Origin of the sequence: Mesorhizobium sp. M7A.F.Ca.AU.002.02.1.1 (assembly GCF_003998535.1) — a bacterium.
GTDB classification, from domain to species: domain Bacteria; phylum Pseudomonadota; class Alphaproteobacteria; order Rhizobiales; family Rhizobiaceae; genus Mesorhizobium; species Mesorhizobium ciceri.
This window is the reverse complement of sequence record NZ_RZPB01000057.1, coordinates 1-15,548: the sequence shown is the minus strand read 5'-3', so window position 1 is coordinate 15,548 and position 15,548 is coordinate 1. Positions and strand designations below refer to the sequence as shown.

At 57.5% G+C, this 15,548-nt stretch carries 12 protein-coding genes and 2 pseudogenes; 7 read left to right on the top strand and 7 right to left on the bottom strand.

The annotated features are described in order from the left end of the window. The 4 genes from EN879_RS06210 to EN879_RS06195 all read right to left on the bottom strand — a co-directional run. A partial coding sequence (locus EN879_RS06210; protein ID WP_127273984.1) for an aldehyde dehydrogenase family protein occupies positions 1-370 on the bottom strand: 370 nt, incomplete at its 3' end. A 973-nt stretch (positions 371-1,343) separates the two neighbouring features. Beyond that, a complete protein-coding gene (locus EN879_RS06205; RefSeq protein ID WP_063169327.1) occupies positions 1,344-2,522 on the bottom strand; it encodes a Xaa-Pro peptidase family protein in 1,179 nt (392 codons plus the stop codon). Positions 2,523-2,923: 401 nt separating this feature from the next. Continuing rightward, positions 2,924-4,072: a M20 family metallopeptidase gene (locus tag EN879_RS06200; protein ID WP_063169328.1), complete on the bottom strand. Its 1,149-nt coding sequence runs from the start codon at positions 4,070-4,072 to the stop codon at positions 2,924-2,926. Between the two features lie 36 nt (positions 4,073-4,108). Continuing rightward, positions 4,109-5,287, bottom strand: coding sequence for an aminotransferase class V-fold PLP-dependent enzyme (locus EN879_RS06195; RefSeq protein WP_063169329.1), 1,179 nt, complete (start codon positions 5,285-5,287; stop codon positions 4,109-4,111). An 844-nt stretch (positions 5,288-6,131) separates the two neighbouring features. On the opposite strand from EN879_RS06195, the gene EN879_RS06190 reads away from it, so the two are divergent. From EN879_RS06190 to EN879_RS06180, 3 genes are all read left to right on the top strand, one after another. Continuing rightward, a complete protein-coding gene (locus tag EN879_RS06190) occupies positions 6,132-6,599 on the top strand; it encodes an Lrp/AsnC family transcriptional regulator (RefSeq protein WP_063169330.1) in 468 nt (155 codons plus the stop codon). 409 nt (positions 6,600-7,008) lie between these two features. Continuing rightward, on the top strand, positions 7,009-8,196 hold the full coding sequence (locus EN879_RS06185; RefSeq protein WP_063169331.1) for a M20 aminoacylase family protein: 1,188 nt from the start codon (positions 7,009-7,011) through the stop codon (positions 8,194-8,196). 79 nt (positions 8,197-8,275) lie between these two features. Beyond that, positions 8,276-9,709 carry an amidase gene (locus tag EN879_RS06180; protein WP_063169332.1) on the top strand — a complete coding sequence of 478 codons (1,434 nt, stop codon included), beginning with the start codon at positions 8,276-8,278 and terminating at the stop codon, positions 9,707-9,709. Positions 9,710-10,517: 808 nt separating this feature from the next. Here EN879_RS06180 and EN879_RS40545 read toward each other — a convergent pair. Beyond that, positions 10,518-10,823 (bottom strand): hypothetical protein, encoded by a 306-nt coding sequence (locus EN879_RS40545; protein ID WP_164548505.1) that lies wholly within the window; start codon positions 10,821-10,823, stop codon positions 10,518-10,520. Between the two features lie 2 nt (positions 10,824-10,825). Here EN879_RS40545 and EN879_RS06170 point away from each other — a divergent pair, with 2 nt between their 5' ends. The 3 genes and pseudogenes from EN879_RS06170 to EN879_RS06160 form a co-directional block, all read left to right on the top strand. After that, complete coding sequence (locus EN879_RS06170; protein ID WP_272482847.1) at positions 10,826-11,155, top strand: ATP-binding protein; 330 nt, start codon at positions 10,826-10,828, stop codon at positions 11,153-11,155. Between the two features lie 771 nt (positions 11,156-11,926). Then, complete coding sequence (locus tag EN879_RS06165; protein WP_063169333.1) at positions 11,927-12,934, top strand: ATP-grasp domain-containing protein; 1,008 nt, start codon at positions 11,927-11,929, stop codon at positions 12,932-12,934. Between the two features lie 188 nt (positions 12,935-13,122). Beyond that, positions 13,123-13,403 (top strand): annotated as a pseudogene (locus EN879_RS06160) (integrase core domain-containing protein); the annotation flags it as partial. A gap of 48 nt (positions 13,404-13,451) precedes the next feature. Here EN879_RS06160 and EN879_RS39760 read toward each other — a convergent pair. Then, the gene (locus EN879_RS39760; protein ID WP_063169335.1) at positions 13,452-13,691 is read right to left on the bottom strand and encodes an IS110 family transposase; all 240 of its coding nucleotides are present in this window, start codon (positions 13,689-13,691) and stop codon (positions 13,452-13,454) included. Positions 13,692-13,900: 209 nt separating this feature from the next. Between EN879_RS39760 and EN879_RS06150 the strand changes: the two are divergent. Further along, a pseudogene (locus EN879_RS06150) lies at positions 13,901-15,105 on the top strand (IS110 family transposase). Positions 15,106-15,356: 251 nt separating this feature from the next. Here EN879_RS06150 and EN879_RS39335 read toward each other — a convergent pair. After that, a partial coding sequence (locus EN879_RS39335) for a hypothetical protein (protein WP_206520923.1) occupies positions 15,357-15,548 on the bottom strand: 192 nt, incomplete at its 5' end.

The following is a 15,548-nucleotide window of genomic DNA, read 5'->3' as shown; positions in this document are numbered from 1 at the left end:
CTAAAAAGCCGGCAGCGTATGAAACTTCGCCGCGGGCTTCAGCAATCGGTTTTCCTTGCTCGGCCGTTATGATGACAGCCAGGTCTTCGGCGCTCTCCCGCATGCCTGCCGCCCATTTCCGCAGATATGCACCACGCTGTAACGGAAGCATGTCGCGCCACTTGAGGAACGCTGCTCTTGCGCAATGGACCGCGTCGTCAACGTCGGCGTCTGCGCAAGCCGCAACTTGAGCGATCTCGTCACCGCTGGCAGGATCAAACACGGCAAGAGTATCTGATTTGGAGAGCCAGGCGCCGTTCAGATACGCATCACCACGCAAAAGGTCTGGCCGTTTGAGCCTGCGTAATGCCGTGATTGACGTACCCCTCATCTAAGACTCCAATGGTATGCTGATGCCTTTAGGTTATTGCTGCCACAGCGCCGATCGGCAGCGCAGTTGATGCCCCTTTAGCTGCATTCCTGCAAACAGCAGCCAATTCGCGTAGAATTGGACACGGCTCACAACTTCACTTGCCAGGAGGCTTAGCGACCGCGAGCGAAGGTCGCGCTGGTCGCCGGCGGCGCGGAAAGTAGTTGGTTCCAGCGCCGATCTCCCGATCCCGAGTTCCCGATCTGGCCTCGTGGCATTAAGTTCTCGACCGACACCGATCAGGCGCACTGACGCAGGCGCAACCGCCTCGAATCTTAGACGGAACTCGCCGCAAGGCTACTTTCGTCCGGCACTGTGCAGGGTGACCGCGACCGCTTCAGACACGATGGCATCGCGGACGACTTCATTCGGAAGGAGGTCTTGGGGTCCCGAAATTGAGGTCCCCGCGATAACCCAGACATTCACTTGGTGAAGTGGTGAAGTCGCACGAAACAGCAGAAAAGGATGAAGCGAGCCCCGGGCAAAAGGCGAGCTTCGCTGCCGAGCCATCTATCGGGAACAACGTGTGCTGATGTCGCGACGTGTTGCACGGACGGGGCGGACCATACTCGCGTTCCCACCGGCGCGCAGGGTTGGCAAGAGCCCGCTTCAGGCGCGCGTAAACTCGTCCTCAATGCTCCTCAAAAGCTAAGTCCTCTTGCGTCATCCGCGCATTTGTAGAATGGGGCAACGTTCACGCCGCGCTCGCGTCACAGGTGGCTCATTTCGGCCTACGGATCTTAATCTCCGCTGATGCAGAGAACTCATGTGCTAGGCGAGATTCTCCTGTCCCAGAGGTTGGGCATGCCGCACCTCTCAGACAGCGCCGTCCTTAAGCTAGATCCGTTCATCCGCTCGCCGCAGAAACAAATTTCAACCGGCTTCGAACGGACCCAGTGAGATCGCAAAACGATTTGGGTCACATCCAAATCACCTAGTCCACGACGATCAAGCGGCGATCAACATCTGCCAATCGCTCACCGCCCCTTTCGGTTACAATAAATGATTCAGAGATGGCGGCGCCGAACCCTTCGAGCCTAACCCCCGACTGAAAATGGAAGCACATTCCTGGTTGTAGGATGGTCTTGTCGCCCGCGCGAATACTAACCGTGCGTTCGCCCCATTCCGGCGGGAAGTTGAGTCCGATTGAATAGCCGGAGCGGCCTATCTTGATATACCCGTTCCGCTTGAGGATATCTTGCCACACCGCATTAAGCTCCTCAACGACGGTACCAGGCTTTGCCATCTCGAGCACAGCATCCCCGCCTTCCACTATAACCTCAGCAAGACGCGAGACCTCTGCGGGTGGCTTTCCGATGTGGACGGTGCGGCACAGCGGCGCACAGTAGCGGCGTCGGGTGGCGCCGAACTCCATGAGAACCAGGCCAGAGGTCGGCAAGGGCTCCTCGGTCCAACTGAGGTGCGGAGCGTTCGTTTGTTCGCTAGTCTGGATAAGAGGAGGACCGCTAGAGTCGCCATATTTACCGTCCACCCCTCGTGTCTGGGCCCGGTACACCTCCGCGACGACCTCATGTTGCGGCACTCCAGGCCTTAGGTTAGCGATTGCCGTCTGCATCGTATGCGTTGCAAGGTGGCCCGCTTCTCTCATGTAGACTAGTTCAAGGTCAGATTTTATAAGCCGTGCCCAATTGACTAATTCGCGGCTATCAGAGAATTTTGCATTCGGAAGGCCTTTGACGAGATGTTGATGTGCTCGGGCAGTATAGAAGTGGGCGTTAAGCTCGACACCGATTCGATCAGATCCCCAGCCGCGCGAATTGATAAGCTCGCAAAGATCGTCAAATGGATGTAATTCTGGATGTTGAAGTCTATGATCGGAAAATGAGCTTATATTTTCTCTAGGCAGATCCGTCGTTATATAAGCGGAATTTACATCGACGAAACGTCCGAACCAGAGGGGCATGTCCGACTGGAGATGCACTAAGACCACCTGAGGCACGTAGAACGAATAGCCGTCAAAGCCGGTAAGCCAATACATATTCGCGGGATCCTGGCAGATCAGCAAGTCCAGCCCCGCTCGCTCCATCCGCTGCTTCACGTCATGAACACGACGCCGAAACTCCTCGGGCGGAAATGGCTTCTCATATTTCATCTCGTCGAGTCCTTCAAAACAGGCATTCCTCGAACGGATCAGGCATTCGTCCTGTCCGCATACTTTCTCTTCGTATCACGTCACAAGAGGCTGTTTTCCCCGAGGATTTCTTCTTGTCGCGGAAAATCTGCATTTCCTAGGCACTTGCCGTACGTTATCCGCATATGAGCGCCAAATTTTCGGTGGCTCTGCGTCTCCGGTGGAAGATCATGCCCTCCCTATGGTGAAGACGCACTCTGCCTGTCGCAACAGAATTTCAAGCACGGGCGGCAAGATCTACGTGGGAAGCGCCGACGAGACCAGCGAAGATCGGGACGTTGCGGCCGCCACGCTCATGCAGCATCCGGGGCGTCCGCGGCCCAATGGACGGGGTTTGAGCACCCCCATCAGGCCGGCCACTCCTAATATGTGAGCATGATTCTCTGGTACAAATCAGCAGCCTTGGTCAGTTGATCGATTTCAACGAACTCGTTGTTCGTATGGGCTTGGGCAGTACGCCCGGGTCCGATAATCACACACGGGATCCCAGCCAATGACAGCTGATTTGCATCCGAGCCGCCGGTGGCTCCCTTCTGCTCTCCGGTCCCCGCGACGTGGGCACAAGCCGCTCCTGCGACTGCTGCAATTTTGCTCGACCCGGAACTGATTGGAGGCGGGTCTTCCAATGCGGGAAGCAATGACCGAACATTGATCTTGTCTTCGCCCTGGCGAAGGCCTTCCAGTATGCTTTCTACCTCCGCCAACGCGTCCTGCGGCCGCTCCCCGGGTATGAGACGCCGATCGACCCAGATACGGCATACCGGCGGTACAGTGGTAAGTTCCAAACCTCCTTCGATGAGGCTCACGGTCAGCTGTGATGACCCTACCAATGGGTGCTGCGCCCGAGACACAAGGGATCGATGGTGCTCATCAAGTGCCAATACCACCTTGGCCATGCCCGTGATCGCGTTCACTCCGAGATGAGGCTTCGACGTATGAGCCGGTACACCCTGAACCTCGATTTGCCAGCGGACAGAACCCATGTGAGCTACAACGAGCTCTAATTCGGTGGGTTCACCGACTACCGCACCCTCATAAGCGACACCGGAATCGGCTATAGCGCGGGCGCCAAGTTTGCGGTACTCTTCGTCAATGCTGGCTGCCACAACAACCGTGGCCCGGGGCTGCCGTTCACCAAGTGAGCTAAGCGCAATCAACATAGCTGCAAGTGAGCCTTTTGTGTCGCAGCTACCTCGCCCATATATTCGCCCGTCCCGTTGCTCACCCGAGAATGGATCTGATTCCCACCTATCGATAGGAACGGTATCCATATGAGCAATGAATAGAATACGCCTATCGGGTTCTTTCCCAGGTACCCAGGTCAGGAAATTCGAGCGACCATCGGCCACCTCCTGTATCCCGTAAGCCAGCTTCCGCTCCTTGCAAAAACCCTCGAGGAACTTGGCTACACCTTGCTCTCCACTACCTTTTGGCGACAGCGATGGATTGATGCTCTCGATCTTTATAAGATCTTGGAGAAGTCCGATAGTCTCGGCGCTCTGGGTCGACATGTACTCTCCTGTGTGCATGAACTAGCCGTGTCGCTCTTACTTCGACCAGCTCTTGGCCAGATTGATTACGCGATCGACTTCATCGGCGGTGTTGTAAAGATGCAGGGAAAACCGGAGCATGCCTCTGCGTATTGAGACGATTACCCCGTTCTTCGTGAAATGCTCGTGAAGCGACCGAATGCGGGCGTCGACTGGGCGCCCTTCAACAAGATCGCTGGAATCGCCAACGGCTACGATACTTCCAGTGTGAGCGCCTGGTGGCCCGCCGCAGACCGGAAGCCCGATATCTAAGAGACCAGTGGCCATACGTTTTGCGAGTGAGGTAACGCTCTGGTCGATCGCCTCGGTTCCGATATCAAGTAGCTGGCCCATTGATGCATATGCAGCCAACATGCCAGGGAAGTTGTAATGCCCGATATCAAAGCGGGGCGCGCCAGAGCGCAACTTTACAAAACTAGGTACCGGAGCTGATTCTGGCGCGTTTCCGAAATCTACGCTGAAGCGCGCAAGATAGGCCGGGCTCAGCCGATCGGCCCATTCTTTACGGCAATATAAAAAACCCGATCCATAAAGACCCATCAAACCCTTCACAGTGGACACTGCTACACCGTCTACGCCAAGTCGATTGACGTCGGTGTGGAGTATCCCAACAGATTGCGTCGCGTCCGCCAAAAGAAATGCACCGTAGTGCCTACAGGCTTCGGATATCTGCTCCATGACGGTCCGAAACCCCGGAACCATCGTCACCGTCGCCAAGGCAACAACGCGGGTATGAGAATCAATCGCCTTTACGAATGCATCAGGGGGAATTGAGCCGTTATCCGGCTCTACGACTCGCAACTCGACATTGTAGCGGTCTCTGATCTGAATCCATGGCAAGATATTATTTGCGTGTTCCAATTTTGGGCATAGAACGACGTTGTCTCCATCTCTCCAATCGATCGCATTAGCGATGATGTTGATGCCTTCCGATGCATTCTTGGTAATTGCAATTTCATCGTGATCTGAATTGATAAATTGTGCGAACCTAGCGCGAGTACGCTCGACGTGTTCGAGCATTCTTTCTTCGTCGTTTAGGCCATGCAGCCGATTGTTCAAATGAGGCTCGATTGAAGCCAATGTTGTGCTTGATATGAGGCCCTGGTTCGCGACATCCATGTAGATGGCGTTTGCTGTGGCTGGAAACTCCTTTCGGAGGATGTCCAAGGGAAGCATATGGCTTTCTCTCCTGGGAGTGCGGACGGCGGTTGAGCTACCTTGTTCAGGCGATCGTTCCGGCAAGGGTAAGAATGCCGCCAGACTGGTCTGCGCTGACCTGCCCATTTTACACGGTGCTCGTGCCGACTTTGGTCTAACATTCGGTCTCCCACGCCGCATTCCTGCGCCAAACCGCGATTCACGCAGAGATCGCGAGCCATTCTCGCGGATCACTGAAGCGTCTCGACGGAATGCAGCTGCAACAACTGCCTCACGAGAGATCAATTTGGGTAATTCTCAGACCGCGGATAGGGCTTCTTACCAGTGCTTGGAGCGACGTTAGCCTGACTGAGCCGACGACCTTCTCCTCCAGCCCCACACCCATGCGGATCATAGTTCACTCGCGGCCGACGCGCGAGGGCCGTAAGGCATCCGAAAGCCGGGGCCGGTTCATAGCCTGACTCTCATGGTCTCCGATTTATGCTGCAACGCCGACACCCTTGGTGATGTCGCTCCCTAACACGCTTGCCTCGAACTGATGCGAGCGTGCTGCAACTCATGTTTTCTGCGCCTGAGCAACGAGATCGGTAGGATCTTTTCGACCGGGGATCGCCCCCACCCGATCGAATCTGCCGTTCTTGCGCTGGCCCGCAACTGCTCACCAGCAACGCCCATCGATTCAGCGGCACCCCTCAGATAGTTATACTATGCCGGTATTGTGCGCAGATGGCGAAAGAAACGCCGATTTTCTGCGACTTGGACCGACTTTAGCGCCGAGAGGGCGTTTGGCACTTGCTACATTTTGGACGTACGGACTGGCGGCCTTGGCATTGGCCGATATCATCATGAGCAGAGATTGTGAATGGATCTGGATCGAATTGACCGGAAGATTCTCAACGTCGTGCAGCGCAACAATCGCCTTACGACAGAGGAATTGGGCGAACTTGCCGGACTATCGGCTACCGCTTGTCAGCGGAGATTAAAGCGACTTCGAGACGCTGGCGTCATCGAAGCGGACGTTGCCATAGTTTCACCGGAAGCCGTCGGTCGGCCCCTGCTCCTGCTGGTATCCATCACTCTCGAGCGCGATCGCGCCGATATCATCGATCGTTTCAAGCAGGCAATTCGGCGGACGCCTGAGATCATGAACGCTTACTACGTTACGGGTGAAGCGGATTTTATTATTACGGTCTCTGCTCAGGACATGGCCGAGTACGAGGCGTTTACCCGTCGTTTTTTTTACGAACATCTTGAAGTAAAGGGGTTCAAGACAATCGTTGTAATGGATCGGATCAAGGCGTCGTTTGCTCTGCCAATTGCTGAAGAGTAGCCTTCAAAAGAGCCCGCCCAGGCAACCACCACGCGCCTTCCGCGGGTCGCAGTTGTCCCGCACTTCTGAATGTCGGCTGTCCTATTTTGAATGGTCCCGCATATATACCAGGGCACCTCCTCTCAGCCTGCAGGTGTTATGCGCCAATGACCAAAAAACGATGATATTCTGCGGGACCAAGGCGCCCTTCGCGCAACCAAGCTCTTTGGCACTTGCTACATTCTGGGCGGAGCGGAATTCAGGATTGTCGGTCCCCGGCTAATTGGAGCGGCTTCAGTCGGCGGAATAGCTGGGGTGCCTACGTCGCACAGAGGATGCTGTGCTCCCGGCAGCGCGGAAACGGGTCTCCCGGCTCTCGCAAGGACAAAGCGTGAAATTCGCCTGCAACCGGCAAGAAAGGAAAGTCCCCGTGGCAATTCTCAATAGCGTCGCAGAGTTTCTCCCCGAGATAGTGGCTTGGCGCCGGGACATCCATGCACATCCCGAACTGGGCTTCGACATCCCCCGTACTTCGGCATTTGTCGCCGAGCGCCTGCGCGAATTCGGCTGCGACGCCGTCGCGACCGGCATCGGCAAAACCGGCGTCGTTGGCGTCATCAAGGGCAACGGCGTCGTGAGCGACGGTAACCCAAAGGTTATCGGATTGCGCGCTGACATGGATGCGCTGCCGATCAACGAAGCGACCGATCTGCCCTATGCGTCCAAGAACAAGGGCTTGATGCATGCGTGTGGGCATGACGGCCACACCGCGATGCTGTTGGGTGCCGCGCGCTATCTTGCCGATACTCGGAATTTCGCTGGAACGGCGGTCATGATCTTCCAACCTGCCGAGGAGATCGGTACCGGCGCCGTTGCCATGCTAGATGACGGTTTGATGGAGCGGTTCGGCATCGAGCACATCTACGGAATGCACAATCGTCCGGGCTTGCCGGTAGGTGTCTTCGGAATCCGGCAAGGTCCAGTGATGGCGGCAACTGATAGCATAGAAATTAGCATTGAAGGGCGAGGGGGGCACCCTGGAAGGCCTCATGAATGCATCGATCCGATTCTGGTCGGCGCTCAGCTTGTGACGGCCCTGCAGCATATCCTGGCTCAGAACATTGACCCTGTCGACTCGGCAGGAATTTCGTTCCACCAGTTCCAGTCCGGGCAGAGACTAGTCCCCGTCGTTCCGCAAACAGCGGAGTTGGTGGGCACCATGCGGACGCTAAAGCCGGAGGTGCGCAAGTTCGTGAAGGAGCGGGTGGGCGAAGTGGTCGCCGGCATCGCCCAGATAACCGGCGCGAAGATAGATATTAAATTTCAGAGCTTCGACGCAATTCTCTTCAATGAGGTCCAGCAGACCGACCTTGCGAGAAGCGCGGCCAAGGGCGTGGCCGGTGAAAACAATGTGCTCGAGACGCCACCGGTAATGGGGGGGGAAGATTTCTCCTTCCTGGCGCAGGCGCGGCCGGGTGCTTTCGTCTGGTGCGGGAACGGTGACAGCGCCGGCCTGCATCACCCTGCCTACAATTTCAACGACGAGGCGATTCCTTATGGAACATCGTACTGGATCAAGCTCGTAGAGAACACGTTGGGATCCCGTCCGACGTCTTGATGATCGGTCTGACAAGGGCCGCAGAACGAATGAATAACTGCCGTCTTATGCCAGGCTTGAATGTAGCGGACCTCGTAAAATGAAAACTCGTTCATCCGTGCCAACATCTCTTGAGGGTCTGTCGGCGTGCGAATGCCTGGAACTCTACCGAAGGCGGCAGCTCTCGCCTGTTGAAGTCGTCGATGACTGTCTCAGCCGCATCGACGCCAACAACCCGGCGCTGAACGCATTTTGCCTCGTCGACCACGAAGGGGCCAGGTCTGCTGCCCGGGCCTCGGAGGGTCGATGGATGAAGGGGGAACCAGCCGGAGTACTAGATGGCATTCCGGCCACCATCAAAGACCTCACCTTGACACGAGGCTGGCCGACAAGACGTGGCTCATTGTCCGGCAGCACCGAGGGACCCTGGACTGAAGACGCCCCTGTTCCAGCCCGTATCCGTGAGACCGGTGGCGTTATCCTGGGCAAGACAACCACTCCAGAATTTGGCTGGAAAGGGGTAACAGACAGCCCGGTCTACGGGATCACCCGCAATCCCTGGAATCCTGACCTGACACCAGGCGGGTCGTCGGGAGGGGCGGCAGTTGCGGCTGCGCTCAACCTTGGCTTTCTTCATCAGGGTAGCGACGGCGGGGGATCAATCCGGATACCGGCGAGCTTCACGGGGACCTTCGGCTTCAAGCCAACCTTCGGCATCGTTCCGCAATGGCCAGCTAGCGCCATGACAACGCTGTCTCATTTGGGGCCGGTGACCCGCACCGTTGCGGATGCGATCCTGATGATGAATGTGATTGCACGAAAGGACGCTCGCGATGGCTATGCGGGTCCGGCGTACCTAGGTCTCGACCCCGATCCAGCAAAGACCACCATCAGGGGCCTGCGGATCGGCTACAGTCGGAACCTCGGCTATGTCAAGGTGGCGCGAGATATCCAAAACGTTACCGATAATGCGATCGACCAGCTTCGAGCTCTTGGGGCCGAGGTGGCCGAAGTCAATCCGGGATTTGCGGATCCGGTGGAGGTGTTTTCTACATTCTGGTTCGCTGGCGCCGCCCGTATTGTGTCACGAATGAACAAACAGCAAAGACAATTACTAGATCCTGGCTTTCTGGAAGGTGCCGAACGCGGGCTGAAGATCACCCTTACCGAATTTCAGGAAGCTGAGGCGATGCGGTTCGAGCTCTCCGCTCTGATGGCGAAGTTCCACGAAAATTACGATCTCTTGGTCACACCGACGATGCCTATCGCGCCGTTCCCCGTCGGGCGAAATGTGCCGGATGATAGTTACAAGGGGTGGGTGGACTGGACGCCCTTCACCTACCCTTTCAACTTGACCCAGCAACCAGCAGCATCGATTCCATCGGGCCTGGATGATCAAGGGCTGCCCGTCGGGCTACAACTGGTCGGCGCGCGCTATTCCGACACCTCCGTCCTAGCCGCGGCATATACGATCGAAAGTCGCCTGGGGCTTCCTTCTTTCGCGAGGAGCAGATTCCACGCTGCCACCCCTTAAAACTTGAGACTGCCGCGCTCAAGCACCTGACGGCCTCCAAGCGGTCAAGCCACGGACGCGAATGTCATTCGATAAAGGGGCGCGGCGTCATAGATGGGCAGTCCTGTCCTACGACGGATTGCTGACGTCACCATCGGGGACAATGTACATTCAAATAGGAGTGCGTCAATCTTGGGATGTGCGGCGCGAAGTCGCGACACAGACTGCAACCCGGGGACTCCATTTCGGTAACACTAGCCGGCCGCGTATTACCTTCGATGCCGCCGATGGCTACTCTTGCCCCTGCGGATGAATCCATGCCCAGCAGCTCTTCGCCGCAGTGTCTTGAGTCTGCGGCCAGACGGCGAGCTTTGCGCCGGCCGGAAGCTGCCGGAGGAGCGTGGGCGCCAGTAGCAGGCTCGACATGGCCACGGGAAGTTTGACAGACGTGGCCAGTGCAGCCTGGCACCAGATACTGAAGCCGCAGTCCCTGGTTATCGCGACGGCTCCGCGCTCAACCAACCGCCTGGCAGCTGCAATGTAGGCCGGCTCGAGAGAGGCATCGCCAGGACTGACCCTCTCCGCCAAAGCCCCGGCCGCGGTCTCTATTATAATTGGGAAGTCGAAGTTGCCGGGTTGAAGACCGACCCCGATGCGGTGGCGGAAATTCACCAGGGCGCAAGTCCGATCTCCAGCCTGTGATTTTTGCAACACTGGCCATCCAATGAGGATCCAACTGCCGTCTGATCGTGACAATTCAGCTGCGTCAAATGCCTTTGCCGCCAAGATGGCGCGTATCGTCAGGTTGTGCTGACCAAGCTGGGACGCTCTACGAGCGCAGGAATCCTGCATTCGCCTGACGCTTCCGGCTCGGTTGCAAGGCTCGGGAATAGTAATGACGAAACAGTGGATCAGCACGCCGTAAGCCCAGTGCAAAAAATGCGGGCTTCGTGCCGAACCTTTTTTTGGAACGGCGGGCGCGGATCTCATCATTGAGATTACCGGAAAGCCTGTCCGGACTTTTCCGAAGCCGCACTGTTATCCTGTTCGAGAGCGACGCATCGATGGTTCCTTTCCCCGCCTCATCGACAAGCTCACCCGTGTCCACTTGGCTCATCCACGACGACTTCGGCAACCATGCTCTCTCCGATCAGCAGCGCTTCCACCTCTTCGAAAATCGTCGAGGAGCGCTATCAGAGAAAATCCACCCTGATCACCGCCCAGGTCCCCGTGGCAAGCTGGCACGACCTTATTAACGACAGCACGGTCGCCGACGCTATACACGACCGCTCGTGCACAATGCACACCGCATCGCCCTTCAGGGCGAGAGCATCCGAAGAAAAAAGCCTCGGCCCTCTTGACCGACTCCGAGAACACCGAAATCAATCAGCCCTACAGCAACCAGGCTGCCGAGGACCAACCTCGACGAACTGTCGGACTTTTGTGAAAACGCTGTCCGGGAATTAGCGGAATCGCTGTCCAGCTTTTGAAGCGCGCAATAACACTATGGCCGTCATCGAAATGAGCAAGGCGAAGTGCTGATTGCCGCGTTTGTTCCGGGATTAAGCGCCAGCCTCTCAAGAAGATTTATGCCGACTCGCCATCATTGTTGAAACTGCTGCAGCGCTCGCACGTTGAAGCCGGCCAGGCCGGGCATACGATTATGCGGATCGCCTTCGCCCAACTTCAATTCTGGACGCCAGGGCTCGATGTAAGGGACCGGCGAGCGTCAAAAGACTGCGGATGGGTCGCCGCTCGTCCCCTGGGATACGATCTCTGTCGGATTTTGTCGCGCCTGCGACATAGTGGTTGTGCGGGCCAGTTTAGTACCTGATATGACCGTAAGTTTGATATCAAACTCAAAGCACTGGCCGACGTGCATTTTGCGAGGTTGGCACGGTTTTTGAAGCGATCATTTCGCGTCGGAGCGCTCTCATCCGCCGGTTATCATCTGTTTTGGCATAAACCCTGCATAAGGCTTTATTGATGGTACCGCAACCCAACTCGCCGTCTTTCGAGCTACTTGGGCAAAAAGAGCACCGCCAGCGGAAAGGGTCGGGAACCGGAGAGGGAACCGGGTGGTGGACCTATGTTTGTGGAGGGGGTTGTGAAAAGGGTCAGCCATGGTGCTTCGAGCCTCTTGTACTCGTGCAGGTCGTCAATGTTGATATAGCGGTTGGCCTCCATCCAGTTTTCATTGGTTTCGTGACAGCAGACAAACGTCAAAGGAGATAGCTCATGCGAGTAGCCATCGTAACGAACAGTGATTTCAACGGTGTGATTAACCGGTTCGGTCAGCCTTGTCCGCAGCCGCCGCAGCCTTGGCCGCATAGCGGCACGTTGGAAGATGTGGTGGCGGCACTTCAAGAGGGCGGCCACGAGACGGTAGTGTGTGAAGGCGATAAAGGACTGCTCGCCAGTCTCGAGCGGTTCATGCCACCTGATCCGCAAGGTCGCCCCTCGGGAATGGTCTTCAACTTGGCGGAGGGAATTCAGGGCGAAAAGCGTTACACTCATGTTCCTGCCATGCTTGAGATGGCCGGTGTTCCATACACTGGATGTAGCCCCTTCGGGATTGGGCTGACGGGAGACAAAGTCATTACCAAAATGCTCATCCGCGATCAGGGCGTGCCGACTCCGAACTTTCGCGTGATGCGTCGCGGCACCGAGAACACCGGCGACCTGAGATTCCCAGTGGTAGTGAAGCCGCGGGAGGAGGACTGCAGCTTCGGATTGCAGATCATACATGAACACTCTAAGTTGCGGCAGGCCGTCGAAGTGATCGTCACGCAGCATGCTCAGGATGCGCTAGTGGAGGAATACATCGAGGGGCGGGAAATCTGCGTTGCGTTGCTCGGAAACGGGGAGCCCGAAGTTTTGCCTCTAGTGGAGCAGGACTTCGGTGACCGCGAAACGCGTGTTATGAATTGGGATGCGAAGTACGTGGCGGCCGCAGCGGTGCCCAAGATTTGCCCGGCGAAAATCGAGAGCGGGCTTGAGACGATGTTACGGGATATTTCGGTTGCGACCTTCCGTGCCTGCCACTGCCGGGACTATGCCCGCGTCGATTTCCGGATCGATCGCTCAGGCCAACCGTTTGTCCTAGAGATGAACTCGGTGCCGGCCCTTGGTATACACTCCAGTTATGGCACAGCTGCAACGGCCGGCGGACACAGCTTCGTAAGCTTGATCAATCGCATCCTCAATGTCGCCCACACCCGCTATTTCGGAATCGGCGTCTCATAGTGGATTGATCGGATCAAAAGAGTCCGATTTCGGGATTCCGTTTTGCGGTTTGGCGTGCGAGTTAGATGCATGCGCAATAGCATCCCCCTTCACCGTTTTGGCCAGCGACCGTCAGCGCCTGCAAGCGCTCGTCGCGGCGCCAGGAAGCCCGCAAGCACGTTCGGGGGCCGCATCGTCGCGCTGTGCTTCGAACCACGAAGCCAAAGCATACTTGGACCACCGGCTAGGTCGAGCGAATGAACCGCACCATCAAGGACGCGACGGGCAAGCGTTTCCACTACGACGATCATGACCAACTGCGTCGGCATCTTGCCGACTTTGTTGCGGCCTACAAATTTCGGCCGCAGGCTGAAGGCCCTCAAAGGTCTCACCCTACGAGTTCATCTGCAAGGCATGGGCTTCCCAGCCCGAGCGCTTCACTCTCAATCCGCTCCACCAAATGCCTGGACTTGTCTATTCGGCGTGTTGAAGTCAATCCCATTCAAGCTTCCTAGGCTGACCTGCCGACGCGATTATCCTAGCCTGATTGATGTAACCGCGGCGTCAAACCGAGATACGGCCCCACGTCCTTCGAATTCCTGAAGGGGGCAGGAATATCGACCGTGGCGTTGAAACCCAGTGCAACGATAGGGCCGACGCCCAGCACGGTCATCAACCGCCTGCAAACCGTGTCACCCCTCACGATCGACAACAGTCTTTCGTGTAGCACCGTGAACTGCTCGCAAAGTTTCCGACGGGCGGTGAGCAACGTCTCCATGATGTCTCGAGTTCCGGAATGTCACCGGAAGGGTCCCGGATGCGATCCGCGAATTTGCCGGCCGTCGACAATGCCAACTTTGAGACCGAAGTTACGAAACAGGCCACGGATGTCGTTCTCGATGGCGATGGCCTTTTCCTGAAGCGACTTGAGGGCCGTCAGCAGCGCCCGGCGATTCTGGGTCGTCAGCGTCTTGACAGTAAGACCGTATGTCCGCCTCTGCCGATGAGGTGGCTCGCCCTACACTGCGCGTCCGAGGGTTGCTCGGACGGGCCGAGCCGATCCTCACCACAGGAGGACGAGCCGTGGCGGATTATAGAGAAGCATTTGTCGGAATCGATGTTGCGAAGCTTAAGAACGCTATTGCGATTGCGGAGGCAGGCCGGGAAGGAGAGGTTCGGTTCTTCGGTGAGGTCGACGCGTCGGCGACCAGCATGCGGCGGGTCATAGGCCGGATCGCCAGCCGCTTTGATTACGTGCATTTCTGCTATGAGGCTGGGCCGACCGGGTACGGCCTTTATCGCCTGATCCGGTCGCTCGGGCACGAGTGCACCGTGGTTGCACCATCATTGATACCAAGGAAGCCCGGCGATCGGGTGAAGACGAACCGTCGAGACGCCATTTCCCTTGCCCGACTATTGCGCGCCGGCGAGCTGACCGCGGTGTGGGTTCCCGATGAAGGGCACGAGTCCATACGGGATCTTGTTCGCGCGCGGGCGGGCGCGGTCGAGACGCTGCGGGTCCATCGCCAGCAGGTGAGCGCATTCATGCTCAAGCACGGCCGTAGCTATCCGCGAAAGAAGAGCTGGACGATGCGCTATCTACGCTGGCTTCAGGAACAAGGTTCGATCATCCCGCGCATCAGATCGCACTCCAGGAGATGGTCGAGGCGGTGCGCGTCTCGAAAGAGCGGGTCGAGCGGCTGGAGCGTGTGATCGAAGAGTTCGTCCCGGCCTGGTCGCTGGCACCGATCGTGTGGGCGCTTCAGACATTGCGTGGGGTAGACCTAATTGTCGCCGTGACGTTCGTCACCGAAGTCGGCGACGCCAGCCGGTTCGAAAGCCCACGCCAGCTCATGGGATATCTCGGTCGGGTCCCCGGCGAGCGCTCAACCGGGGAGACAGTCCGGCGCGGCGGCATCACAAAGGCAGGCAACGGTCGGGTTCGCCACATGTTGGTCGAGAGCGCCTGGACCTATCGACATCCGCCCAAGGTCGGGAAGGCGAAGCTATACCGGTTGGAGCAGGCGTCACCGAAGGTGCGTGAGATCGCCTGGAAGGCGCAGTCCCGCCTGACAGCCCGCTACCGCATGCTGAGCGCTCGGGGCAAACGGACAACGGTCGTCTGCACCGCGATCGCCCGTGAACTGGTCGGCTTTATGTGGGCAGTCGCAAGGGAGGCGCGCGTCACCTGATCGCTCGCCGCGATGGCGCACATATCGCGCATGGGCGGAGGCGGGACCACGGCAGGGGAATGCCCGTCAGACGCTTTGTGGCCGGCAAATCGACCGACGCCCGCAGTAAGATAGGAACAGCCCCGGACGCACAATCGGGAATGCGGTAGCCAACCCGCGCATCAGAGCTTGATCACCGACGTCCTTCAGTTCCGCCTCCCCACCCATGCGCGATCATCAGAATGAGCAGCCGTTCCTCGGATCGGGCGACCTCATGCGTTCCAAACCTTGACAGCGGACATCAGAGCGGTGTTTCCGGACCACCTTTCGGGAGTGGTCGCGATCTGTGAGGTTGCCGATCCTGTATTGGGATCGGAGATCGGCTTGTGTCTGGACTTGACCTTACGCTTGACCCGGAGCGGCAGCTTCGGCGTTTCGAGGTGATCAACGGTGCCGGCGGTCGG

What these genes read in the sequence shown, in the direction of transcription:
- EN879_RS06205 (WP_063169327.1), bottom strand. Translation starts at nt 2,522, where the DNA reads ATGAAATATGAGAAGCCATTTCCGCCCGAGGAGTTTCGGCGTCGTGTT.
- EN879_RS06200 (WP_063169328.1), bottom strand. Translation starts at nt 4,072, where the DNA reads ATGTCGACCCAGAGCGCCGAGACTATCGGACTTCTCCAAGATCTTATA.
- EN879_RS06195 (WP_063169329.1), bottom strand. Translation starts at nt 5,287, where the DNA reads ATGCTTCCCTTGGACATCCTCCGAAAGGAGTTTCCAGCCACAGCAAAC.
- EN879_RS06190 (WP_063169330.1), top strand. Translation starts at nt 6,132, where the DNA reads ATGGATCTGGATCGAATTGACCGGAAGATTCTCAACGTCGTGCAGCGC.
- EN879_RS06180 (WP_063169332.1), top strand. Translation starts at nt 8,276, where the DNA reads ATGAAAACTCGTTCATCCGTGCCAACATCTCTTGAGGGTCTGTCGGCG.
- EN879_RS06170 (WP_272482847.1), top strand. Translation starts at nt 10,826, where the DNA reads ATGCTCTCTCCGATCAGCAGCGCTTCCACCTCTTCGAAAATCGTCGAG.
- EN879_RS06165 (WP_063169333.1), top strand. Translation starts at nt 11,927, where the DNA reads ATGCGAGTAGCCATCGTAACGAACAGTGATTTCAACGGTGTGATTAAC.
- EN879_RS39760 (WP_063169335.1), bottom strand. Translation starts at nt 13,691, where the DNA reads ATGGAGACGTTGCTCACCGCCCGTCGGAAACTTTGCGAGCAGTTCACG.